The sequence below is a fragment of the Streptomyces sp. NPDC088817 genome, assembly GCF_044750345.1.
In the GTDB taxonomy this organism is placed as follows: domain Bacteria; phylum Actinomycetota; class Actinomycetes; order Streptomycetales; family Streptomycetaceae; genus Streptomyces.
Genome location: NZ_JBIVJN010000014.1, coordinates 18,933 through 42,087 on the forward strand (window position 1 = coordinate 18,933; position 23,155 = coordinate 42,087).

At 72.5% G+C, this 23,155-nt stretch carries 18 protein-coding genes; 9 read left to right on the forward strand and 9 right to left on the reverse strand.

Going from position 1 to position 23,155, the window contains the following annotated elements; genetic code table 11:
* Window positions 1-132 precede the first annotated feature (132 nt).
* Entirely contained in the window at window positions 133-711 is a 579-nt protein-coding gene (locus tag ACIP4X_RS24440) for an HdeD family acid-resistance protein (RefSeq protein ID WP_401350581.1), read from the reverse strand.
* Window positions 712-833: 122 nt separating this feature from the next.
* On the opposite strand from ACIP4X_RS24440, the gene ACIP4X_RS24445 reads away from it, so the two are divergent.
* Together ACIP4X_RS24445 and ACIP4X_RS24450 are read left to right on the forward strand one after the other, a co-directional pair.
* Complete coding sequence (locus ACIP4X_RS24445; RefSeq protein ID WP_401350584.1) at window positions 834-1,580, forward strand: enoyl-CoA hydratase/isomerase family protein; 747 nt, start codon at window positions 834-836, stop codon at window positions 1,578-1,580.
* Between the two features lie 122 nt (window positions 1,581-1,702).
* The gene (locus tag ACIP4X_RS24450; protein WP_401350586.1) at window positions 1,703-4,075 is read left to right on the forward strand and encodes a Tex family protein; all 2,373 of its coding nucleotides are present in this window, start codon (window positions 1,703-1,705) and stop codon (window positions 4,073-4,075) included.
* 420 nt (window positions 4,076-4,495) lie between these two features.
* Here the strand turns inward: ACIP4X_RS24450 and ACIP4X_RS24455 are convergent, their stop codons facing one another.
* The gene (locus ACIP4X_RS24455) at window positions 4,496-6,136 is read right to left on the reverse strand and encodes an ATP-binding cassette domain-containing protein (RefSeq protein WP_391458428.1); all 1,641 of its coding nucleotides are present in this window, start codon (window positions 6,134-6,136) and stop codon (window positions 4,496-4,498) included.
* Between the two features lie 396 nt (window positions 6,137-6,532).
* On the opposite strand from ACIP4X_RS24455, the gene ACIP4X_RS24460 reads away from it, so the two are divergent.
* Both ACIP4X_RS24460 and ACIP4X_RS24465 read left to right on the forward strand, forming a co-directional pair.
* Window positions 6,533-7,492 carry an FAD-dependent oxidoreductase gene (locus ACIP4X_RS24460; RefSeq protein WP_358731822.1) on the forward strand — a complete coding sequence of 320 codons (960 nt, stop codon included), beginning with the start codon at window positions 6,533-6,535 and terminating at the stop codon, window positions 7,490-7,492.
* Between the two features lie 190 nt (window positions 7,493-7,682).
* Complete coding sequence (locus tag ACIP4X_RS24465) at window positions 7,683-9,176, forward strand: M1 family metallopeptidase (RefSeq protein ID WP_358731820.1); 1,494 nt, start codon at window positions 7,683-7,685, stop codon at window positions 9,174-9,176.
* 75 nt (window positions 9,177-9,251) lie between these two features.
* On the opposite strand, the gene ACIP4X_RS24470 is transcribed toward ACIP4X_RS24465, so the two are convergent.
* Window positions 9,252-10,718, reverse strand: a complete 1,467-nt coding sequence (locus ACIP4X_RS24470) for an amino acid permease (protein ID WP_358731818.1) — start codon at window positions 10,716-10,718, stop codon at window positions 9,252-9,254.
* A gap of 241 nt (window positions 10,719-10,959) precedes the next feature.
* Between ACIP4X_RS24470 and ACIP4X_RS24475 the strand changes: the two genes are divergently transcribed.
* Window positions 10,960-11,712: a MerR family transcriptional regulator gene (locus ACIP4X_RS24475; protein ID WP_358731817.1), complete on the forward strand. Its 753-nt coding sequence runs from the start codon at window positions 10,960-10,962 to the stop codon at window positions 11,710-11,712.
* 8 nt (window positions 11,713-11,720) lie between these two features.
* Here ACIP4X_RS24475 and ACIP4X_RS24480 read toward each other — a convergent pair whose 3' ends face one another.
* From ACIP4X_RS24480 to ACIP4X_RS24490, 3 genes are all read right to left on the reverse strand, one after another.
* Window positions 11,721-13,898 (reverse strand): 3-hydroxyacyl-CoA dehydrogenase NAD-binding domain-containing protein, encoded by a 2,178-nt coding sequence (locus ACIP4X_RS24480; RefSeq protein WP_401350591.1) that lies wholly within the window; start codon window positions 13,896-13,898, stop codon window positions 11,721-11,723.
* A 50-nt stretch (window positions 13,899-13,948) separates the two neighbouring features.
* On the reverse strand, window positions 13,949-15,163 hold the full coding sequence (locus ACIP4X_RS24485; protein WP_358731813.1) for an acetyl-CoA C-acetyltransferase: 1,215 nt from the start codon (window positions 15,161-15,163) through the stop codon (window positions 13,949-13,951).
* Window positions 15,164-15,240: 77 nt separating this feature from the next.
* A complete protein-coding gene (locus ACIP4X_RS24490) occupies window positions 15,241-16,413 on the reverse strand; it encodes a CoA transferase (protein WP_391458434.1) in 1,173 nt (390 codons plus the stop codon).
* A 199-nt stretch (window positions 16,414-16,612) separates the two neighbouring features.
* On the opposite strand from ACIP4X_RS24490, the gene ACIP4X_RS24495 reads away from it, so the two are divergent.
* A complete protein-coding gene (locus ACIP4X_RS24495) occupies window positions 16,613-17,791 on the forward strand; it encodes a saccharopine dehydrogenase NADP-binding domain-containing protein (RefSeq protein ID WP_358731810.1) in 1,179 nt (392 codons plus the stop codon).
* Here the strand turns inward: ACIP4X_RS24495 and ACIP4X_RS24500 are convergent.
* Together ACIP4X_RS24500 and ACIP4X_RS24505 are read right to left on the reverse strand one after the other, a co-directional pair.
* A complete protein-coding gene (locus tag ACIP4X_RS24500; RefSeq protein WP_358731808.1) occupies window positions 17,763-18,488 on the reverse strand; it encodes an endonuclease V in 726 nt (241 codons plus the stop codon). The two genes, ACIP4X_RS24495 and ACIP4X_RS24500, sit on opposite strands and share 29 nt — an antisense overlap.
* 91 nt (window positions 18,489-18,579) lie before the next feature.
* On the reverse strand, window positions 18,580-18,906 hold the full coding sequence (locus tag ACIP4X_RS24505) for a plasmid stabilization protein (RefSeq protein ID WP_358731807.1): 327 nt from the start codon (window positions 18,904-18,906) through the stop codon (window positions 18,580-18,582).
* 241 nt (window positions 18,907-19,147) lie between these two features.
* Between ACIP4X_RS24505 and ACIP4X_RS24510 the strand changes: the two genes are divergently transcribed.
* On the forward strand, window positions 19,148-19,564 hold the full coding sequence (locus ACIP4X_RS24510; protein ID WP_358731805.1) for an SsgA family sporulation/cell division regulator: 417 nt from the start codon (window positions 19,148-19,150) through the stop codon (window positions 19,562-19,564).
* A gap of 17 nt (window positions 19,565-19,581) precedes the next feature.
* Here the strand turns inward: ACIP4X_RS24510 and ACIP4X_RS24515 are convergent, their stop codons facing one another.
* On the reverse strand, window positions 19,582-20,250 hold the full coding sequence (locus ACIP4X_RS24515; protein WP_358731803.1) for a GPP34 family phosphoprotein: 669 nt from the start codon (window positions 20,248-20,250) through the stop codon (window positions 19,582-19,584).
* A 311-nt stretch (window positions 20,251-20,561) separates the two neighbouring features.
* On the opposite strand from ACIP4X_RS24515, the gene ACIP4X_RS24520 reads away from it, so the two are divergent.
* Window positions 20,562-22,187 (forward strand): ABC-F family ATP-binding cassette domain-containing protein, encoded by a 1,626-nt coding sequence (locus tag ACIP4X_RS24520; protein ID WP_401350598.1) that lies wholly within the window; start codon window positions 20,562-20,564, stop codon window positions 22,185-22,187.
* Between the two features lie 105 nt (window positions 22,188-22,292).
* Window positions 22,293-23,078 (forward strand): dimethylargininase, encoded by a 786-nt coding sequence (ddaH, locus tag ACIP4X_RS24525; protein ID WP_358731799.1) that lies wholly within the window; start codon window positions 22,293-22,295, stop codon window positions 23,076-23,078.
* The last annotated feature ends 77 nt before the right edge of the window (window positions 23,079-23,155 follow it).

Consider the following 23,155-nt stretch of genomic DNA (forward strand, 5'->3'; position numbering starts at 1 on the left):
GCGCCTTGTGAGCGTTGCCGCACGAATCGGTCAGGGACGCGACCGGTCCTGTCCCGTCCACGCCGACATCGCGAACTTTTCGGGTTGTACGGTCCATGTGTCCCCTCGCCCGGTCCGGCCGGGCTCGAACCCCTAGGCGGTGGAGTCGGAGACCATGCTGACGATGCGGCGGCCGCCGAAGCCGCTCGCGATCAGGCCGAGGCCGTCGAAGAGCAGGGCGAGGGAGAGGAAGGCGCCGATGACGTACTGGCTGCTGCTCGGCCAGGATCCCAGCACCAGGACGCCCAGCAGCAGGTAGAAGACGCCCAGCAGCAGCGTCCAGCCGAACTGGGGGCCGCGCACCACGACACTGCCGACCACCCGGAACAGGCCGCCGGTCAGGAACAGCAGGGCCGCGAACATGGTGAGCGCGGCGGCGGTCGCGTGCGGATGGCCGATGACCACCACGCCCGCCGCGATGTTGAGGGCCGCCACGATGACACCGAGCCAGAAGAAGCTCGTACCGCGCGCCTGGACCGCGTGCAGCAGCCCGACGAGGCCGCCGATCAGCAGCAGCCAGCCGAACAGGAGCATGGAGGTCAGTGTGACGGCGGCCGTATAGACGAGCCCGACAAGACCGGCCACCACCAGGAGCACCCCGAGTCCGGCGAGCCAGCCGAAACCTCGGCGCATCCTCGCCGTCTCACTGCGGGGCTTGGTGAACCTGGCCATCGGCGCCTCCTCGATGCCGCGCGGCCCCCCGTTTCCACCTTTTGTTCCGTTTGCCGTCGTGTCGTAACTGTCCCCCGACCCTTCTTGATCAAACGCTCGGCCGGGCGGATAGCATCCGGCGCATGGAGCCGCAGTTGCTGCACGACGTCACCGGCGCGGTGGCCACCGTCGTGGTCCACCACCCGGCCAAGCGCAACGCGATGACCGCCGCGATGTGGCGGGCGCTGCCGCCGCTCCTGGACCGCCTCGCGGCCGATCCGGGCGTGCGGGCGCTGGTGCTCACGGGGTCGGGCGGAACGTTCTGCGCCGGCGCCGACATCTCCACCCTGCGCGGCTCACCGCGGGAGGCACAGCGACTCGCGGGGGAGGCCGAGGAGGCGCTCGCCGCGTTCCCCAAGCCGACGCTGGCGGCGGTGCGCGGACACTGCGTGGGCGGCGGCGCCCAGCTCGCGGCGGCCTGCGACCTGCGGTTCGCCGAGGCCGGCGCGCTGTTCGGAGTGACGCCGGCCAGGCTGGGCATCGTCTACCCCTCCTCCGCCACCCGCCGGCTGGTCTCCCTGGTGGGCCCGGCGACCGCCAAGTACCTGCTCTTCTCGGGCGAGTTGATCGACACGGAGCGCGCGCTGCGCACCGGCCTCATCGACGAGGTGCTGCCGGAGGGCGAACTCGCCAAGCGGGTCATGGAGTTCACCGAAATCCTCGCGGCTCGCTCGCAGCTGACGCAGGCCGCGGCGAAGGAGTTCGCGGACGGCCGCACGGACCGCGACGCCCACTGGGCCGGGCAGGCGGCCGCGAGCGGCGAGGCCGAGGAGGGCGTCAGCGCCTTCCTGGAACACCGGGCCGCCCGGTTCACCTGGAGCGTGCGGTAGGTCCCCGCGGGGGCGCGGGGTGACGGGAACGCGCCTCGCCGGGCGGCGCCCTGCGGCCCGCTCGCCGGTGGGGCCTGCCACAATTGCGGCGCACACCGAAGCGGAGAAGGCGGTACGGGATCGTGACGACACCCCTCACAGCGTCCATCGAGGGCAGGATCGCCGAGGAGCTCGGCGTACGGGAGCGGCAGGTCAAGGCCGCCGTGGAGCTGCTGGACGGCGGTTCGACGGTGCCCTTCATCGCCCGCTACCGCAAGGAAGCGACGGAGATGCTCGACGACGCGCAACTGCGCACCCTCGAGGAGCGGCTGCGCTATCTGCGGGAACTGGAGGAGCGGCGGGCGGCGATCCTGGAGTCGGTGCGCGAGCAGGGCAAGCTCACCGACGAACTGGAGGCGCGGATCCGCGGCGCCGAGACCAAGGCGCGTCTTGAGGACGTCTACCTGCCGTACAAGCCGAAGCGGCGGACCAAGGCGCAGATCGCCCGGGAGGCGGGTCTGGAGCCGCTGGCCGAGGGCCTGCTCGGCGATCCGTCCGTGGAGCCGCTCGCGGCGGCGGCCGCCTTCGTCGACGCGGAGAAGGGCGTCGCCGATCCGCAGGCGGCCCTGGACGGCGCGCGGGCGATCCTCACCGAGCGGTTCTCGGAGGACGCCGACCTGATCGGCGAGCTGCGTGAGCGCATGTGGGTGCGCGGGCGGCTGGCCGCCAAGGTGCGGGAGGGCAAGGAGGAGGCGGGCGCCAAGTTCGCCGACTACTTCGACTTCGCCGAGCCGTTCACCGAGCTGCCCTCGCACCGGATCCTCGCGATGCTGCGCGGGGAGAAGGAGGAGGCCCTGGACCTCGTCCTGGAGCCGGAGGAGCAGGTGGACGGCCCGTCGTCGTACGAGGGGATCGTGGCCCACCGCTTCGGGATCACCGACCGCGGCCGGCCCGCCGACAAGTGGCTCCAGGACACGGTCCGCTGGGCCTGGCGCACCCGGCTCCTCGTCCACCTGGGCATCGACCTGCGGCTGCGGCTGCGCACGGCCGCGGAGGACGAGGCGGTGAACGTGTTCGCGGCCAACCTGCGCGACCTGCTGCTCGCCGCGCCGGCCGGCACGCGCTCGACCCTCGGTCTCGACCCCGGGTTCCGCACGGGCGTCAAGGTCGCCGTGGTCGACGCGACCGGCAAGGTCGTCGCCACCGACGTCGTCCACCCGCACGTTCCGGCCAACAGGTGGGACGAGGCCGTCGCCAAGCTGGCCCGGCTGGCCAAGGAGCACGCGGTCGAGCTGATCGCCATCGGCAACGGCACCGCGTCCCGGGAGACCGACAAGCTGGCCGCCGACGTCATCACCCGGCACCCGGAGCTGAAGCTCACCAAGGTGATGGTGTCGGAGGCGGGCGCTTCGGTGTACTCGGCGTCGGCGTACGCCTCGCGGGAACTGCCCGACATGGACGTCTCCCTGCGCGGCGCGGTCTCCATCGCCCGCCGCCTCCAGGACCCGCTGGCCGAACTGGTCAAGATCGACCCCAAGTCGATCGGGGTCGGCCAGTACCAGCACGACCTGTCCGAGGTGAAGCTGTCCCGCTCGCTGGACGCGGTGGTCGAGGACTGTGTGAACGGCGTCGGCGTGGACGTGAACACCGCGTCCGTGCCGCTGCTGGCGCGGGTCTCCGGTGTCACCTCGTCCCTCGCGGAGAACATCGTGGCGCACCGGGACGCCAATGGGCCGTTCACCTCGCGGGCGCAGCTCAAGAACGTGTCGCGGCTGGGTCCGAAGGCCTACGAGCAGTGCGCGGGCTTCCTGCGGATCCGCGGCGGCGACGACCCGCTGGACTCCTCAAGCGTGCACCCCGAGTCCTATCCCGTGGTCCGCCGGATGGTGAAGACCACGGGCCAGGAGGTGGCCTCGCTCGTCGGCAACACCGGGGTGCTGCGCTCGCTCAGGGCGGCCGACTTCGTGGACGACACGTTCGGTCTGCCGACGGTGAGCGACATCCTGCGGGAGCTGGAGAAGCCGGGGCGCGACCCGCGGCCCGCGTTCAAGACGGCCACCTTCAAGGAGGGCGTCGAGAAGATCTCCGACCTGTCGTCCGGGATGGTCCTGGAGGGCGTGGTGACGAACGTGGCGGCCTTCGGCGCGTTCATCGACGTCGGTGTCCACCAGGACGGTCTGGTGCACGTCTCGGCGATGTCGAAGCAGTTCGTGAAGGATCCCCGCGATGTCGTGAAGCCCGGTGACATCGTCAAGGTGAAGGTGCTGGACGTCGACATCCCGCGCAAGCGGATCTCGCTGACGCTGCGTCTGGACGACGAGGCGGCGCCGCAGGACCGCCAGGGCCAGGGCCAGGGTGACGGCGGCGACCGGCGCCGCCGCGGTGGCCGGCCTCCGCAGCAGCGTCAGGGCCGCGGTGGCGGCGGTGGCGGCGGCGGTTCCCGCCAGGCGCCTCCGCCCGCCAACAGCGCGATGGCGGACGCGCTCCGCCGCGCCGGCCTCCTCGACCGGAAGTAACGCCCGCCGCCGACGGCGCGGCCCGGACCCGCCTTCGGGCGGGTCCGGGCCGTTTCTCTCAACGGGCCGTCCGCGCGGACCCGTTGGGGCGGGATCATCGCGGCGGGTGCTGGCCCGGGGGGAGTTCGGCGTGGGGGCGTGGGGTCATGCCCGGGGGCGGCGGCCCAGGAGTGAAGGCGGCGTTGGGGTGCCCCGTTCGCATCACGTCCTCGAGCTGCCTTTGTATGGTCGTGGCCGCGTCACGCACGCGCGCGGGCACGTCGCCTCGCTCGGCTACGAGTTGGTGATAAATGGGGGCGTCTTGGAACATGGGTGACCATGCCTTCCGATCTGCGGTTTCGTTCCGCTGGGCAACGGTGACCGAGTGTAAGACCCCGTGCCGGACGGTTCGCCGCGGGTCCCCGCAAGGCAGGAAAACGTCTAGCGCTCCGTCACCTTGCCCTCGGCGACCTCCAGTCGGCGGGTGACGCGGACCGCGTCGAGCATGCGGCGGTCGTGGGTGACCAGCAGCAGGGTGCCCTGGTAGGAGTCCAGCGCCGACTCCAGTTGCTCGATGGCCGGCAGATCCAGGTGGTTGGTGGGCTCGTCCAGGACCAGGAGGTTCACGCCCCTGCCCTGGAGGAGGGCGAGCGCGGCCCGCGTCCGCTCGCCCGGGGAGAGCGTCGCGGCGGGACGCGTCACATGGTCCGCCTTGAGACCGAACTTGGCGAGCAGCGTCCGCGCCTCCACCGGCTCGGTGTCCGGCACCGCCGCGCAGAAGGCGTCCAGCAGGGCCTCGGCGCCGTGGAAGACGCGGCGGGCCTGGTCGACCTCGCCGATCAGCACGCCGGAGCCGAGCGCGGCGTGCCCGGCGTCCACCGGGATCCGCCCCAGCAGCGCGGCCAGCAGCGTCGACTTGCCCGCGCCGTTGGCCCCCGTGACCGCCACCCGGTCCGCCCAGTCGATCTGGAGGTCCACCGGGCCCAGCACGAAGCCGCCCCGCCGCACCTCCGCCTCCCGGAGCGTGGCGACGACCGCGCCCGACCGCGGGGCCGACGCGATCTCCATGCGCAGCTCCCACTCCTTGCGGGGCTCCTCGACGACCTCGAGCCGTTCGATCATGCGCTGGGTCTGGCGGGCCTTCGCGGCCTGCTTCTCACTGGCCTCGCTGCGGAACTTGCGGCCGATCTTGTCGTTGTCGCCGCCCGCCCTGCGCCGGGCGTTCTTCACGCCCTTGTCCATCCAGGCCCGCTGCATCTGGGCCCGGTCCTGGAGGGCGCCCCTCTTGTCGGCGTACTCCTCGTAGTCCTCGCGGGCGTGCCGGCGGGCGACGTCCCGCTCCTCCAGATAGGCCGCGTATCCGCCGCCGTAGAGGTTGATCCGCCCCTGGGCGAGGTCGAGTTCGAGGACCTTGGTGACGGTGCGGGTGAGGAACTCGCGGTCGTGGCTGACGACGACCGTCCCGGCGCGCAGGCCGGTCACGAACCGCTCCAGGCGCTCCAGGCCGGCCAGGTCGAGGTCGTTGGTCGGCTCGTCGAGCAGGAAGACGTCGTAGCGGGACAGCAGCAGCGAGGCGAGTCCGGCGCGGGCCGCCTGGCCGCCGGAGAGGGACGTCATGGGCTGGTCGAGACCGACGGCCAGGCCGAGCGAGTCGGCGACCTCGTCGGCGCGTTCGTCGAGGTCGGCGCCGCCGAGGCCGAGCCACCGCTCCAGGCTGCTCGCGTACGCGTCGTCCGCGCCCGGTGCCCCGTCGACGAGGGCCTGCGTGGCCTCGTCCATGGCCCGCTGGGCCGCGGCCACCCCGGTGCGCCGGGCGAGGAACTCCCGTACGGTCTCCCCGGCCCGTCGCTCCGGCTCCTGCGGCAGGTGCCCGACGCTCGCCGACGGCGGGGACAGGGTGACCTCGCCCTCTTCCGGGGTGCTCAGCCCGGCGAGCATCCTGAGCAGGGTGGACTTGCCCGCGCCGTTGGCGCCGACCAGCCCGATCACGTCCCCGGGCGCGACGACGAGGTCCAGTCCGGCGAACAGCGCGCGGTCGCCGTGCCCGGCGGCGAGGTTCTTGGCAACGAGTGTGGCAGTCATCAGAGGACCGATCCTAACGGCGGCACCCCGACGCCTCTCCGTGCACCACCGCCACCACCAGCAGGGCCCCCGGCCGTCCGCCGAGCCGCCGCCGGCCGGCAGCCGGGCCGGCCGGCGCCGCTCGACGGGGGGCGGGGCCCAGGGCCTGTCCGGTCCGGGCGGCCAGGAGCGGCACGACCGGAGGCGCTCCGTCGACGCGGGCCACGTCGGCGCGCGCGAAGGCGCCCCGGACGACGACGCGTTCGGCCGGGCCGCCCCCGGGCCGAAGAGGACGGCGGCGTACTGGCGCGGCTCGCCGGCATGGATGTGGACCATGCGCTCGGCAGGCGTGCCGTGCCCATTACGGGCCCGGGGTCGAGCTGGGCGCGGTGTGTGCCTTCCGCTACCGTGCGCTGCGTGGAGAGTGAGCCGGGTGCCGAGGTGGTGGTGGTCGGCGGCGGCGTCATCGGGCTGACAACGGCCGTCGTGCTGGCCGAGCGCGGCCTGCGGGTGCGGGTGTGGACGCGGGAGCCCGCCGAACGCACGACGTCGGCGGTCGCCGGAGCGCTGTGGTGGCCGTACCGGATCGAGCCGGAGTCGCTCGTCGGTGAGTGGTCGCTCGAATCCCTGGCCGTGTACGAGGAGTTGGCGGCGCGTCCCGACGAGACAGGCGTACGCCTGGTCGAGGGGGTGCACGCCGGGACGCGGCTGGAATCGCTGGGGCCGTGGGCGGCGCGGGTGCCCTCCCTGCGCCCGGCGCGCGCCGGGGAGTGGGCGGCGGGAACGGCGCTGTGGGCGCGGCTTCCGCTGATCGACATGTCGGCTCATCTGCCGTGGCTGCGCGAGCGGTTGGTCGAAGCGGGCGGGGTCGTGGAGGAGCGGGCGGTGACGGATCTGGCGGCGGTCGACGCGCCGGTCGTCGTGAACTGCACCGGCCTCGGCGCCCGTGAGCTCGTCCCCGATCCCGCGGTGCGTCCCGTGCGCGGTCAGCTCGTCGTCGTGGAGAACCCGGGGATCACGACGTGGCTGACGGCGGTCGACCCCGTCTCGGAGTCCTCCACCTACGTCTTCCCGCAGCCGGGCGGGCTCGTCCTCGGCGGCACGGCCGAGGAGGACGACTGGTCGCAGACGCCCGATCCGGCGATGGCCGAGCTGATCGTCGAACGGTGCGCGGTCCTCAGGCCGGAGATCGCCGGGGCGCGGGTGCTGGGGCACCGGGTGGGGCTGCGGCCGGTCCGGCACGCGGTGCGGCTGGAACGCGAGGAGCTGCCGGGCGGGCGGGCACTGGTGCACAACTACGGGCACGGAGGGGCCGGGGTCACCGTGGCCTGGGGCTGTGCGCACCGGGCGGCCCGACTGGCGTCCCCGGCCGCCTGAGCGGGTGCGCTCCGGTCGGTCCGCTCAGTCCACGCGCGTCCATGGGCGTGGCTCGAAAGGTCCCTGAGCGTGTTTCGCTCATGACGGCCGAATGGCGATCGTGTGACGGGAGTGGGCATGGACACGTCTGTGGCCACCGGGACTCAATAGGCTCCGAACCAACCTCGTGCCCCTACGACTTGGAGCTGACGTGCACCGCAGAATGATCGCGCCGGGCGCACTGGCGGCGGCCACCCTGCTGCTGGCGATCCCGGCATCGGCCGCGAGCCACTCCCCCGGCGCACCGGGCATCGGCGACCCCTACTACCCGTACTACGGCAACGGCGGATACGACGTCTCCCACTACGACCTCCGGCTGAAGTACCAGCCGGCCACGGACGAGCTGGAGGGCACGGCGACGATCGAGGCACGGACCACGCAGGACCTGTCCAGCTTCGACCTGGACTTCCTGCTGGACGTCAGCGAGGTGCGGGTCAACGGCGCCACCGCCGCCCACGCGTTCTCCGGTCAGCACGAGCTGGTGATCACCCCGAAGAAGCCGCTGGACAAGGACACGCCGATCACGGTGGTGGTCCGCTACAGCGGTGTGCCGTCCACGAAGAGCGCGTACGGCTTCACCACCTGGCACCGCACCCCGGACGGCGGGATCGCGGCGGACGAGCCGGAGGCGGCCTGGTGGTGGTTCCCGAGCAACGACCACCCGAGCGACAAGGCCACCTACGACGTGTCGGTCTCCGTGCCGGACGGCACGCAGGCAATCTCCAACGGCGCCCTGCAGTCGACCAGCTCGCAGCTCGGCTGGACCCGGTACAACTGGCGCCAGAACAAGCCGCAGGCCACGTATCTGGCGACGCTCGCGATCGGGAAGTTCGACATCACGAAGGGCACCTCGGAGGACGGCGTCCCCGTCCTCAACGCCTACAGCAGGGACCTCGGCGACAACGCCGGGGCGGCCCGGGCGAGCGTGGAGCGCACCGGTGAGATCGTCGACTGGCTGAGCGGCTATTTCGGGCCGTATCCGTTCGCCTCGGCGGGCGGCTACGTGCCGAACACGACGACCGGATACGCGCTGGAGACGCAGACCCGGGTGTACTACAGCCCGAAGCAGTTCGCCAACGGCTCCAACACGTCCGTCGTGGTGCACGAACTGGCCCACCAGTGGTACGGCGACAGCGTGTCGCTGAAGGGCTGGAAGGACATCTGGATCAACGAGGGCTTCGCGCGCTACGCCCAGTGGCTGTGGTCCGAGCACGAGGGCGAGGGCACCACGCAGGAGCTGGCGGACTGGGTGTACGCCTCGCACCCCGCCGGCGACCCCTTCTGGACGGTCGCGCCGGGCGATCCGGGTCCGGACGACCAGTTCGACATCGCGGTCTACGACCGGGGCGCGCTCGCGGTGCAGGCGCTGCGCAACGAGATCGGCGACAAGGCGTTCTTCGCCCTGCTGAAGGGCTGGCCGCAGAAGCACGCCTACGGCAACGCCTCCGTGGCCGACTTCCAGAAGTACGCCGAACAGGTCTCCGGCAAGCCGCTCGCGGTCCTCTTCGACACCTGGCTGTTCCAGCCGGCCAAGCCGGCCGCCCCGGCGGCACGCGCGGCGTCCCTGACGAAGACGCAGGGTCCGACCGCTCGGCCGAGGTCGTGGAAGAAGATCGAAGCGACGAACGACGTGCACACCAGGTGACCCCGAGCCGGGCGGCCGAGTCGGCCGCCCGGCCCCACCCCTCGGCCGGGGTCTCACCGGCAGAGGCGTGGAGTGTCAGTTCGTGAGGTCGGAGAGTTCCTGATCGGCGGTGCGGCCGACACGGCGGCGGACGGCGAACCAGCCGGCGACCAGCAGGATCGCGATCAGCGGGATCAGCAGGAGAGTCTTGCGGCCCACGTCCGGGTCGTTCCACATGAGGCCCAGGCAGGCCAGCAGGAAGGCGATCGTGGCGATCTCGGTGACCGGGCTGCCGGGGAGGCGGAAGTGCGGGCGGGTGACCCGGCCCTCCCGGGCGCGGCGGACGAAGACCAGGTGGCAGATCATGATGATCACCCAGGTGCTGACGATGCCCAGGGAGGCGACGTTCAGCACGATCTCGAAGGCCTGGCTGGGCACGAGGTAGTTCAGGCCGACGCCGAGCACGCAGACCGCGCAGGTCAGCAGGATGCCGCCGTAGGGGACCTGGCTGCGGCTCATCACGCGGGTGAAGCGGGGCGCGGAGCCCGCCATGGCCATGGAGCGCAGGATGCGGCCGGTGGAGTACAGGCCGGAGTTCAGGGACGACATGGCGGCCGTGAGGACCACGAGGTTCATGATGTCGCCGGCCGCCGGTACGCCGATCTTCGACAGGACCGTGACGAACGGGCTCTCCCCGGCCGCGTAGACCGAGCCGGGCAGCAGCAGGGCCAGCAGGACCACCGATCCGACGTAGAAGAGGCCCACACGCCACATGATGGAGTTCACCGCGCGCGGGACGACCTTCTCCGGTTCGGCGGTCTCGCCCGCGGCGACGCCGACCAGTTCCAGGGCGGCGTAGGCGAAGATCACGCCCTGCATCACCAGGACGACCGGCATGGCTCCGTGCGGGAGCAGGCCGCCGTGGTCGGTGATCATGTTCAGGCCGGGGGTGTGCCCGCCGACGGGGTGCTGGGTGGCCAGCAGGAAGATGCCGATCAGCATGAAGCCGACCAGGGTGGCGACCTTGACGATCGCGAACCAGAACTCCATCTCGCCGAAGATCTTCACCGAGATCAGGTTGACGGTGAGGACCACGGCGAGGGCGATCAGCGCGAGCACCCACTGCGGTACGGGCGTGAACATGCTCCAGTAGTGCGTGTAGAGCGCTATCGCCGTGATGTCGGCGATACCGGTCGTCGACCAGTTCAGGAAGTACATCCAGCCGGCGACGTAGGCGCCCTTCTCACCGAGGAACTCGCGCGCGTACGACACGAAGGAGCCGGACGAGGGCCGGTACAGGACCAGCTCGCCGAGGGCCCGGACGACGAAGAACGCGAAGACGCCGCACACGAGGTAGGCCAGCGCCAGGGCGGGGCCCGCGTTGTGCAGGCGACCGCCCGCTCCTAGAAAGAGTCCGGTGCCGATCGCCCCGCCGATGGCGATCATATTGACGTGGCGGTGCTTGAGGTCCTTGCTGTATCCGGCGTCGCCCGCGTCTGCGGGCGTCCCGGTCGCCTGGGTGTGGGGGGCGACCTCGGCCGTGTGCGCGGATTCCTTGCTCACGGGTGGTTCCACTCTCTGGTGCCCCGGGCGGCACGCGCCCGGGTGTCCGTACGTGTTGCGGCCCGCACCACCCATGATCGCGGTACAGACCAGAACAGCAGCTTCCCAGGCAGGTGGACCGCCGAGCGATGGCCGACGTCACAGAGCGGGACTTCTCACACGACCTTCGCTTATCGGTCACCGTCCGCACACCGGCAGGTCAGGGGTTTCACAGTACTGGTGGGACAGCGATACTGCTGCGATGACGACCGACTCCGACGAGCCGACCCTCACGATCGACGAGCTGGCCGCGCGGGCCGGCGTCACGGTGCGCACGGTCCGTTTCTACAGCGGCCGGGGCCTGCTCCCGCCGCCGGTGCTCGGCCCGCGCCGGGTGGGCCGCTACGGCGAGGAGCACCTGGCGCGGCTGGCGCTGATCGAGGAGATGCAGCGGCGGGGCATGACGCTCGCCGCGATCGAGCGTCATCTGCGGCAGCTTCCGCCGGACCTCACCCCGCACGACCTCGCCATCCACCGCGCCGTGGTCGCGTCCTGGGCTCCGGACACCGTGGAGTCGCTGTCCCGGCGGGAGCTGGAGCGCCGGGCCGGCCGGCCGCTCGGCGAGGAGGACCTGCGGCGGCTGGCCGCGATGAACGTCGTCGAGGCCGACGGGGACTCCTTCCGCGTCGACTCCGGTCTGCTGCGGCTCGGCGTGGAGCTCCTCGGCGTACCGCTGTCCCAGGAGACGATCCTCGCCGCCCGCACGGTGCTGACCGAGCACGCGCGTACGGCCGCCCACGAGCTGTCGGAGCTGCTGCGCGACGCCGTCGCCGAACGCGACACCCGGGACGTGAGGTCCCTGTCGGCCCTGATGCACCCCCTGGTGGTGCAGGCCCTGCTCACCACCTTCCAGCGCTCGCTGAAGGAGGAGCTGCGGGAGTGGCTGGACACGGCCGGGCGGGAGGGCCCCCGGGGAGCGGATGCCCGGGGGCCGCAGGAGCCGTCGTCCGGCTGAACGGATTCTCAGCGCGCGTCGGTGAAGGTCTCCCCCTTCTCCGCCTTCGCCACCAGCAGCGCCGGCGGGGCGAACCGCTCGCCGTAGCGCCCGGCGAGTTCCCGCGCGCGTTCCACGAAGCCGGGCACACCGCCGTCGTAGCCGTTGATGTACTGCAGCACCCCGCCGGTCCAGCCCGGGAAGCCGATGCCGAGGACCGAGCCGATGTTGGCGTCGGCGACGGAGGTCAGGACGCCCTCCTCCAGGAGCCTGACCGTGTCGAGCGCCTCGGCGAAGAGCATGCGCTCCTGCATGTCCCGGAACGGGATCTCGTGTCCGGGCTTCGTGAAGTGTTCGCGCAGGCCGGGCCAGATGCCGGTGCGGGAGCCGTCCTCGCCGTAGTCGTAGAAGCCGGCGCCGCCGCTGCGGCCCGTGCGGCCGAACTCGTCGACCATGCGGTCGACGACCGCGTCCGCGGGGTGCGGGGTCCAGGTGCCGCCCGCCTCCTCCACCGCCCGCCGCGACTCGGCCCGGATCTTCCGGGGCAGGGTGAGGGTCAGCTCGTCCATCAGGGACAGCACCTTGGCCGGGTAGCCCGCCTGGGCCGCCGCCTGTTCGACCGACGCGGGGTCGATGCCCTCGCCGACCATGGCCACGCCCTCGTTGATGAACTGGCCGATGACCCGGGAGGTGAAGAAGCCGCGCGAGTCGTTGACGACGATCGGGGTCTTGTTGATCTGCCGGACCAGGTCGAAGGCGCGGGCCAGGGCCTCGTCGCCGGTGCGCTCGCCCTTGATGATCTCGACCAGGGGCATCTTGTCCACGGGTGAGAAGAAGTGCAGCCCGATGAAGTCGGCCTGGCGCTCGACGCCCTCGGCGAGCAGGGTGATCGGCAGGGTGGAGGTGTTGGAGCACAGCAGCGCGTCCGGCGCGACGACCTGCTCGATCTCCTGGAACACCTTGTGCTTGAGCGCCGGGTCCTCGAAGACGGCCTCGATCACCGCGTCGCAGCCCGCGAGGTCGGCCGCCTCCGCGGTGGGCGTGATCCGGGCGAGCACCGCGTCCGCCTTCTCCTGGCTGGTACGGCCCTTGGCGACGGCCTTGGCGCACAGCTTCTCGGAGTAGCCCCTGCCCTTGGCGGCGGCCTCCGCGGACACGTCCTTCAGGACGACCTCGATACCGGCGCGGGCGCAGGCGTAGGCGATGCCCGCGCCCATCATCCCGGCGCCGAGGACGGCCACCTTGCGCACCTGGCGGGGTTCGACGCCCCGGGGGCGGCTGGCACCGGAGTTGACGGCCTGGAGGTCGAAGAAGAACGCCTGGATCATGTTCTTCGAGGTCTGCCCCGCGGCCAGTTCCACGAAGTAACGTGCCTCGATGACCTGGGCGGTCTCGAAGTCGACCTGGGCGCCCTCGACGGCGGCGGCCAGGATGTTGCACGGGGCCGGGTAGGGGGCGCCGTTCGTCTGCTTGCGCAGACTGGCCGGGAAGGCGGGCAGGTTGGCGGCGAACTTGGGGTTCGCCGGGGTGCCGCCCGGGATGCGGTGGCCGGGCTTGTCCCAGGGCTGCGCGGACTCGGGGTTGGCGTCGATGAAGGCCCGCGCCTTGACGAGCAACTCCTCCTGGGAGGTGGCCACTTCGTCGACGAGCCCGTTCTCCTGGGCGCGCCGCGCGTTGTACTGGGTGCCCTGGAGCAGCACCTTGAGCAGGGCGTCGGTGATGCCCAGCATCCGTACGCTGCGGACGACTCCGCCGCCGCCGGGGAGCAGGCCGAGGGTCACCTCGGGGCAACCGATCTTCATGCCGGGGGTGTCGAGCGCGATCCGGTGGTGGCAGGCCAGGGCGAGTTCGTAGCCGCCGCCCAGGGCAGCGCCGTTGATGGCGGCGACGACCGGCTTGCCCAGGGTCTCGATGCGGCGCAGGTTCCGCTTGAGCGCGAGGCCGCCGTCGAAGAGGTCCTGTGCGGTGTCCGGGGTGACCCGGATCAGGTCGCGCAGGTCGCCGCCCGCGAAGAAGGTCTTCTTCGCGGAGGTGAGGATGACGCCGCGGACGGAGTCCCGCTCCGCCTCCAGCCGGTCGGCGACGGCGGCGAGGGAGTCGCGGAACGCCTGGTTCATGGTGTTCGCCGACTGGTTCGGGTCGTCGAGCACGAGGGTGACGACGCCGGTGTCGTCCTGCTCCCAGCGGATGGTGGTGCTCTCGGTCATGTCGTGGTCTCCGTTGAGGTCCGGGTTCTGGGGGCGCCGCCGGGGGCGGGTCAGACGCGCTCGACGATGGTGGCGACGCCCATGCCGCCGCCGACGCAGAGGGTCGCGAGGCCGTAGCGCTTGTCCTGGCGCTCCAGTTCGTCCACGAGGGTGCCGAGGATCATCGCGCCGGTGGCGCCGAGCGGGTGGCCCAGCGCGATGGCGCCGCCGTTGACGTTGACCTTGTCCAGGGACAGGCCCATGTCCTTCACGAAGCGCAGCACGACCGCCGCGAACGCCTCGTTGATCTCGACGAGGTCGATGTCGTCGATGGTCAGGCCGGCCCTGGCGAGCGCCTTGCGGGTGGCGGGAGCGGGCCCGGTGAGCATGATGGTGGGCTCGGAGCCGGAGACGGCGGCGGAGACGATCCGGGCGCGGGGGGTGAGTCCGTACCGCTCGCCGGTCTCGCGGGAGCCGATGGCGACGAGTGAGGCCCCGTCGACGATGCCCGAGGAGTTGCCCGCGTGGTGGACGTGGTCGATCTTCTCCACCCAGTGGTACTTCTGCAGGGCGACGGCGTCGAAGCCGCCCAGGTCGCCGATGTCCGCGAAGGACGGCTTGAGCGCCGCCAGCGAGTCGGCGGTGGTGCCGGGGCGCGGGTGCTCGTCGTGGTCGAGGACGACGAGCCCGTTGCGGTCCTTCACCGGGACGACGGAGCGGTCGAAGCGGCCCTCCTTCCAGGCGGTGACCGCGCGCTCCTGGGACAGGGCGGCGTACTCGTCGACGTCCCGCCGGGAGAAGCCCTCGATGGTGGCGATCAGGTCGGCGCCGATGCCCTGGGGCACGAAGTTGACGGCGAGGTTGGTCATCGGGTCGTTGAACCAGGCGCCCCCGTCGGAGGCCATCGGCACCCGGGACATCGACTCGACGCCGCCCGCGAGGACCAGGTCCTCCCAGCCGGAGCGCACCTTGGCGGCGGCCAGGTTGACGGCTTCGAGGCCGGAGGCGCAGAAGCGGTTCTCCTGCACACCGGCCACCGTGTCCGGCAGTCCCGCGGCGATGGCGGCGATCCGGGCGATGTCGGAGCCCTGGTCGCCGATCGGGCCGACGACGCCGAGCACGATGTCGTCGACGGCGGCAGGGTCGAGGCCGGGGAAGCGGTCGCGGATCTCGTGGATGAGGCCGACGACCAGGTCGATGGGCTTCGTGCCGTGCAGGGCGCCGTTGGCCTTGCCGCGCCCGCGCGGGGTGCGGATCGCGTCGTACACGTACGCTTCGGTGCTCACTGACAAGCCTTTCGACGAGGGTGGTGTCCGGGGAGCGGGTGGCAGGGGCCGGGGAGCGGGGCACGGTCGTGGGTCCGTCAGGAGCCGGCCTCCACGGTTTCGTTGTCCCCCTCGTTCCTGTTCTCCAGGAGGGCGGGCAGGTCCCAGTCGCGGGCCACGGCCGCCGCGCCGTCGCCGGGCCGGGCGGGGGCGGTGCGCACGGCGGTGGGGGTGGCGGAGAAGCGGGGCGCGGGGGCGGGCTGGGTGACGCCGGCGTGCTCCGTGAAGGTGCCGCGGGCGGCGAGGTGCGGGTGGTGCGGGGCCTCGCGCAGCGACAGCACGGGGGCCACGCAGGCGTCGGAGCCCTCGAAGACCTCGGTCCACTCCTGCCGGGTGCGGGACTTGAAGCGGGCGGCGACCGCCTCGCGCAGTTCCCCCCAGCGGGTGTGGTCGGTACGGGCCCCGGCCGGCTCGTCCAGGCCGAGCAGTCCGGCGAACTCGTCGTAGAACCGCTGCTCCAGGGCTCCGACCGCCATGTACCGGCCGTCCGCGGTCTCGTAGGTGCCGTAGTACGGGCAGCCGCCGTCCAGGAGGTTGGCTCCGCGGCGGTCCTGCCAGGCGCCGGCGGCGAGCATGCCGTGGATCATCGCGGAGAGGTGGGCGGTGCCGTCGACGATCGCGGCGTCCACGACCTGGCCGGTGCCGGTCGCGCGCGCGTGGTGCAGGGCGGCGAGGACGCCGACCACGAGGTAGAGGGAGCCGCCGGCGTAGTCGCCGAGGAGGTTGGCGGGGACGGCCGGGGGCGTGTCCGGTTCGCCGATCATGCCGAGGGTGCCGGTCACGGCGATGTAGGCGATGTCGTGTCCCGCGCGCGGGGCGAGCGGTCCGTCCTGGCCCCAGCCGGTCATCCGGGCGTAGACCAGCCGCGGGTTGCGGGCGTGGCAGGCCTCGGGGCCGACGCCCAGGCGCTCGGCGACGCCGGGGCGGTAGCCCTCGACGAGGACGTCGGCGCGGGCGGCGAGACCGAGGACGCGGGCGGGGCCGTCCGGCGACTTCAGGTCGACGACCACCGAGCGCTTGTTGCGGTTGGTGAGGTCGTGGGCGGGGTCGATGCCGAGTCCGGCGCCGTCGGGGCGGTCCACCCGTACGACGTCGGCGCCGAGGTCGGCCAGCAGCATCGCGGCGAACGGGCCGGGGCCGATGCCGGCCAGCTCGACCACGCGCACGCCGGTCAGCGGGCCGTGCCGCCCCGTCGGCTCTGCCGTTGCCATCAGGTCCCCTCACTGTGACACAACCGATGTAACACCAACGATGCTAGGAACGGGTTCCAGTGGATACAAGCCCTCGGCGAGCAAGCGCTTAGCCAAGGTACCGAAGACGTGCTCGGCGGGCCCTCGCCGCCGTACACCGCACTCCTCACGCTAGCCTCGGCCACCGACAGCGGCGCGGGCTGCGAGAGCGAGGAGTGTCATGAGCAGGCTGAAGAACTCCGACCGTCCGTACGACGTCGTCCTCTTCGGGGCCACCGGCTTCGTGGGGACGCTCACCGCGGAGTACCTCGCCGCACACGCCCCCGAGGGGCTGCGCTGGGCGATCGCCGGGCGCAGCGGGGAACGGCTGGAGGAGCTGCGCGAGCGGCTGCCCTCGGGTGCGTCCGTCGGAGTGCTGCGCGCGGACGTGGCCGACCCGGACTCCCTGCGCGACCTCGCCCGGCACGCGCGCGTGCTGGCCACCGCCGTGGGCCCGTACACGGCCGCGGGCGAGGAACTCGTCGCCGCCTGCGCCGACAGCGGCACGGACTACCTGGACCTGTGCGGCGAGCCCGAGTTCGTGGACCTGGTGTACGTGCGGCACGACGCACGCGCGCGCGAGACCGGGGCGCGCCTGGTGCACGCCTGCGGCTTCGACTCCGTCCCGGCCGACCTGGGGGTGTACTTCACCGTCCGGCAGCTGCCGGAGGGCGTACCGCTGACCGTGGACGGATTCGTCCGGGTGGACGCCGCCTTCTCGGGTGGGACCCTCGCGTCGGCGCTCAGCCAGTTCGCGCGTCCCCTGCGGGTGCGGGCCGCCGCGCGGGACCGGGCGCGGCACGAGCCGCGGCTGCTGGGGCGGCGGGCGGTCACACCGGCGGGCGCGCCGCGGTTCGCCGGGGAGGTGGGCGCCTGGGCGGTGCCGCTGCCGACCATCGACCCGCAGATCGTGCGGCGCTCGGCGCGCGTGCTGGAACGTTACGGCCCGGACTTCCGCTACCGCCACTACGCCGCCGTACGGCGTCTGCCGGTCGCCGTGGGCGGTGCCGCCGCCCTGGGCGCGGTCATGGCCGCCGCGCAACTGCCGCCCGCCCGGCGCTGGTTGTCCGGGCGGCTGCAGCCCGGTGCCGGGCCGAGCGAGGAGCGGCGGGCCAGGAGCTGGTTCTCGCTGCGATTCGTGGGCGAGGGCGGCGGACGGCAGGTGTACACCGAGGTCGCGGGCGGCGACCCGGGGTACGGCGAGACGGCGAAGATGTTCGCCGAGTCGGCGCTCGCCCTGGCCCTGGACGACCTCCCGCCGACGGCGGGCCAGGTCACCACCGCGACGGCCATGGGCGACGCCCTCATCGACCGACTGCGCCGCGCGGGCCTCACCTTCCGGATCGCGGCGAGCCGCTGAGCCCGGCCGCCCCGGCCTCGCGCAGGGCGCGGCGGCACAGGGCGTCGGCGCGGCGGGTCGTCTCCGGGAGACGGTAGTGCGGGGTGAGGGCGAGGGTGTGCGCGCAGGCGTTGTCCAGGTCCACCCGGTGGCCGACGGAGACGTAGACCGGTTTGACGCCGTCCCTGGTGCGCAGGGCCCGGCCGACCTCGTCCGGGCCGGCGAGCAGCGGGGAGGCGCTGCCGCGTGGGGTGTCCGGATCCTCGTGGGTGAAGGTGAACGGGTTCTTGGCGACGCCGATGGCCGGCAGTCCGGTCAGCACGCCGAGGTGGCTCGCCAGACCGAAGCGCCGGGGGTGGGCGAGGCCGTAGCCGTCGCAGACGACCAGGCCGGGCGGGCAGGGCAGGGCGTCCAGCGCGGCGAGCACGGTGGGGATCTCGCGGAACGCCAGCAGCCCGGGCACGTACGGGAAGGAGACGCGCCCGACGGCAGTCGCCTCGGCGACGACGCTCAGGGTGGCCGCGTCCAGGACGACGGCCGCCGCCGCGACGAGGTCCCGCTCGTCGTCGTAGGCGACGTCGACCCCCGTGACATGGCCCGTCCCGGGCGGCGGTCCCGGCTCGTCGCGCACCACCCGTCCGCGCAACTCGTCCTGGACGGCGCGGGCCTGCTCCTCGGTGGCGGGCCAGCCCGCCGGAATGCGTACGGTCGTCGTCATGACGGCCGAGCGTACGGCCACGCGGGCACCGCACGGCCGGGCGGGCCCGCGTCCTGACCGGAGGCGGGCCCGCCGGGCTCGTTGCGGGGGGTCAGCCTTTGTCGAGGGCCTGCCGCAACTGCTGCTTGTTCATGTCCGAGCGGCCGTGGATGTTGCGCCGCTTGGCCTCCTCGTAGAGCTGGTCGTAGGTGGGCCCCTCGGAGCCACGGCCCGAGCGCTGACCGCCCCGCCTGCCGGAGGACATGTCCTGGGTGGAGGTGCGGCTCGCGGTCTTCGACTCGCCGCTGCGGGCACGCTCCTTGTTCACCGTGCGCGCGGCGATCTCCTTCGCGCGTTCGGTGCTCTCCCCCCGGTCCTGCGCGCTCTCCTTGATGTGCTCGTACTGGCGCTCGCGCTTGGAACTGGAACCGCGTGGCATGCCGTTCACTTCCTCTCTGGTGCAAGGAACGGATACCCGCAATTCTGGATCGATTCGCCATATCGGGCGATCTCCAGTCCTCCAGTCGAGCGACACGGGAGTCGCGTCACTTGCGTGCATGAAGGCGGTGACGGAGGTCACTCGCTCCTCGTGTGCACGGATCGGCGGCTTCCGTCGTCTCTTCCAGTGCCCGGCCTCATCCGACCGGAGGTTCGTCCAGCCGTCACAAGGGAGCAAGGCCTTGTCCACCGACATCGAGCAGTTCGTGGAGGCGCGCCTGGTCTCCGCCACGCCACGGATGCACAGCATTCCCGCCACGCTGCACTACGACCGGCGCGACCCGTTCGCCGTCCGTATGACCTTCCCGGCCCCGGCCACCCTCGAAGGCGTGGAGGTCTGCTGGATCTTCGCCCGTGAGCTGCTGACGGCCGGTCTGCGGGAGCCCCAGGGCGACGGCGACGTACGGGTGCGCCCGTACGGCTACGACCGTACGGTCCTGGAGTTCCACGCCCCCGAGGGCACGGCCGTGGTGCACATCCGCAGCGGTGAGATACGGCGCTTCCTGGAGTCCACGAGCGAGCTGGTGCCGCTGGGCCTGGAGCACCTCCAGCTCGACCTGGACCACGACCTGGCGGAACTGATGCGCGACGCCTGCTGACAGGCGGGCGGTCGCGTTCAGTCGGCCGCCGTGGCGGCCGCCGCGGCCGCGACGATCACCGCCGCGTTCACCTCGCGCACCACCCGGCGCAGCGCCGGAGCCGCGGCTCCGGCGCGGTCGGTCAGCTCCTCGACGCGTGCCATGCGGCGCCCGCGGTCCTCGGCGGACAGCAGGGTGCGCAGCCCGGCAGCGGCCGCGAGGGCGACGACGGCCGCGTCGCGTTCGGGGACCTCCGCGGCCGGCAGCGGGCCCTCCAGCACCCGGCGCGCCTCCTCCCGCAGCGCGTCCACGGCGGCGACGCGCTCCAGGGCGTAGTCCACGGACGGGAGGACACCGAGGACCCGGCGCCGCTCGGCGCGCAGGTACCCCTCGGCGGCCAGCTGCTCCCGCACGGCGTCGAGGGTGGTCCGTGCGTGCAGCGTCACCCAGGTCCTCCAGCGGCGGGGACGGGACTCCTGGACGAGTTCGAGCAGTCCGTCGAGCACGGGGTCACCGGTGCTCGCGTCCAGTCCGGCGGGTACGGCGATGCCGTCGTCGTCGACGAGCAGCCCGCGCTGGGCCAGCTCGGTGAGGGCGCCGGCCCGGACCGGATGGTGCGGCTGAGCGGTGCCGGTGATCCTCATCCGCCCGGTGTCCCAGGCCAGCAGGTAGAGCCGGGCGGGCAGCGAGAGCGAACCGTCGGACACGGGTGCCTCCTTCCGAGGGGGCTCGGGCCGCCCATTATTTCTTTGACAGGTGTCCCGGCTCCTCCTACCGTTTGCAGCGGTCCTGTTGCCGTCGATTGGAGAGGGACGTTGCTCGTCTGAGGTCCTGAGGCACCGCGTCACACCGGTCAGGTGTGTGCGTGGCGTGCGACCTCGGCGTCCGAGCCGTCCCGAAGGAATTCCGGCCCAGGGCTCTTCTCCTGCCCCTCGGCTCCCCTCCTACACGGTGGCCTCGCCCCGCGGTGTCTCACACGCGTCCGACACTGACCGCACCCAGCCACCGCGAGGCGCCCATGTCCGCATCCATCACCTGTACCTCCCTTTCCTTCACCTGGCCCGACGGCAGCTCCGTCCTCCCCGGCCTCGACCTCGCCTTCGGTCCCGGCCGGACCGGCCTGGTCGGGGTCAACGGCTCAGGAAAATCGACATTGCTGAAACTGATCGCCGGCGAACTCGGGCCGACCGGCGGTTCCGTCCGCGTCACCGGCGAGGTCGGCCACCTCCCGCAGAACGTCACGCTCGACACCGCGCTCCGGGTCGACGAGGCGCTCGGCATCGCCGCGCAGCGGGCCGCGCTGCACGCCATCGAGGCCGGTGACGTCGCCGAGGAGCACTTCGAGACGGTCGGCGACGACTGGGACGTGGAGGAACGCGCCCTGGCCACCCTCGGCGAGCTCGGGCTCGGCCGCATCGGCCTGGACCGCACCGTCGGCGAGGTCTCGGGCGGCGAGTCGGTGCTGCTGCGGCTGGCCGCGCTGCTGCTGCGCCGGCCTGACGTGCTGCTGCTCGACGAACCGACCAACAACCTCGACCTGTACGCGCGCCGCCGGCTGTACGCGGCCGTCGAGTCCTGGCCGGGCGTGATGGTCGTGGTCAGCCACGACCGCGAACTCCTGGAGCTGGTCGACCAGATCGCCGACCTCAGCTCCGGCCAGGTCACCTGGTACGGCGGGAACTTCTCGGCGTACGAGGAGGCCCTCGCCCTGGAGCAGGAGGCGGCCGAGCGCATGGTGCGCGTCGCCGAGGCCGATGTGCGCAGGCAGCGACGCGAACTGGCCGACGCGCAGGTCAAACTGGCCCGGCGCAAGCGGTACGGCCAGAAGATGTGGGCCCAGAAGCGCGAGCCGAAGATCGTCATGGGGGGCCGCAAGCGCGCGGCACAGGAGTCCGCGGGCAAGCACCGCATCATGCACGAGGAGCGGCTCGCCGAGGCCAGGGAGCGGCTGGACGAGGCGGTGGAGGCGGTACGGGACGAGGACGAGATCCGCGTCGACCTGCCGTACACGGCCGTACCGCCGGGCCGGACCGTGCTCACCCTGCGCGATCTGGAACTGGCGTACGGCGCACGCGTGGACGGGGGCATCGACCTGCGCGGTCCGGAGCGGGTCGCGCTGATCGGGCGCAACGGGGCGGGCAAGACGACGCTGCTGCGTACCGTCGCCGGGGAGTTGCCGCCGGTGTCGGGCGAGGTGGCCGCGCACGTGCCGGTGCGGTTCCTGCCGCAGCGGCTGGACCTCCTCGACGACGGGCTGAGCGTCGCCGGGAACGTGGCCCGTCTCGCGCCGGGCGCCACCAACAACCGGATCCGGGCCCAGCTCGCCCGCTTCCTGTTCCGGGGCGCCCGCGCCGACCAGGAGGCGGCGACGCTGTCCGGCGGCGAACGCTTCCGGGCCGCGCTGGCGGCGCTGCTGCTGGCGGAGCCCGCGCCGCAGTTGCTCCTGCTGGACGAGCCGACCAACAACCTGGACATGGCGAGCGTGCGCCGGCTGACGACCGCCCTGGAGTCCTACGAGGGCGCCCTGGTCGTGGCCAGTCACGACCTGCCGTTCCTGGACTCGATCGGCATCACCCGCTGGCTGCTGCTGGAGGAGGGAGAACTGCGGGAAACCACCCGGGAGTCCGCCACGGATCCCGATTAGCGTCCAGCGGGCTTTTGTCCGGGCGGGCGCTTGGCGCATGATGGCGGCCCGGTGCGGTCCCGGCCGCACCGGGCCGCCATCACGCGCAGCTACGAAAGGCGCCTCGTGCCCAGCAAGAAGGCCCTCGTCCGCCGTCCCGGCCCGCGTCTCGCCGAAGGTCTGGTGACCCATGTCGAACGGGAGGCGGTCGACGTGGGGCTGGCGGTGCGGCAGTGGGAGGCGTACGTCGAGGCGCTGCGCGACCACGGCTGGGAGACGGTCGAGGTCGAGCCGGCCGACGACTGCCCCGACGCGGTGTTCGTGGAGGACACCGTGGTCACGTACCGGAACGTCGCCCTGATCACCCGTCCGGGCGCCGGGACCCGGCGCGCCGAGACCGCCGCGGTGGAGCAGGCCGTGGCGCGTCTGGGCTGCTCGGTGAACCGGGTCCGGGAGCCGGGCACTCTGGACGGCGGGGACGTGCTGAAGGTCGGCGACACGGTCTACGCCGGCCGTGGCGGGCGCACCAACGCGGCCGGTGTGCGGCAGTTGCGGGCGGTGTTCGAGCCGCTGGGGGCGCGGGTCGTGACCGTACCGGTGAGCAAGGTGCTGCACCTGAAGTCGGCGGTGACGGCGCTGCCCGACGGGACGGTCGTGGGGTACGTCCCGAAGGTGGACACGCCGTCGCTTTTCTCGTTCTTCCCGCGTTTCCTGCCGGTGCCGGAGAAGTCCGGCGGGCATGTGGTGCTGCTCGGCGGCGACCGGCTGCTGATGGCGGCGAGCGCGCCGCGGACGGCGGAACTCTTCGGCGGTCTCGGCTTCGAGCCGGTCGTGGTGGACATCGGCGAGTTCGAGAAACTCGAAGGCTGTGTGACGTGCCTCTCGGTGCGGCTGCGGGAGTTGCACGCCTGACGAGCTGGGCGGTGCCTGTGCCGGCCCCCGGACCTGCGATGCTGGGCTGGTTCTGGGGACCCGTCAACTCCGGCGCG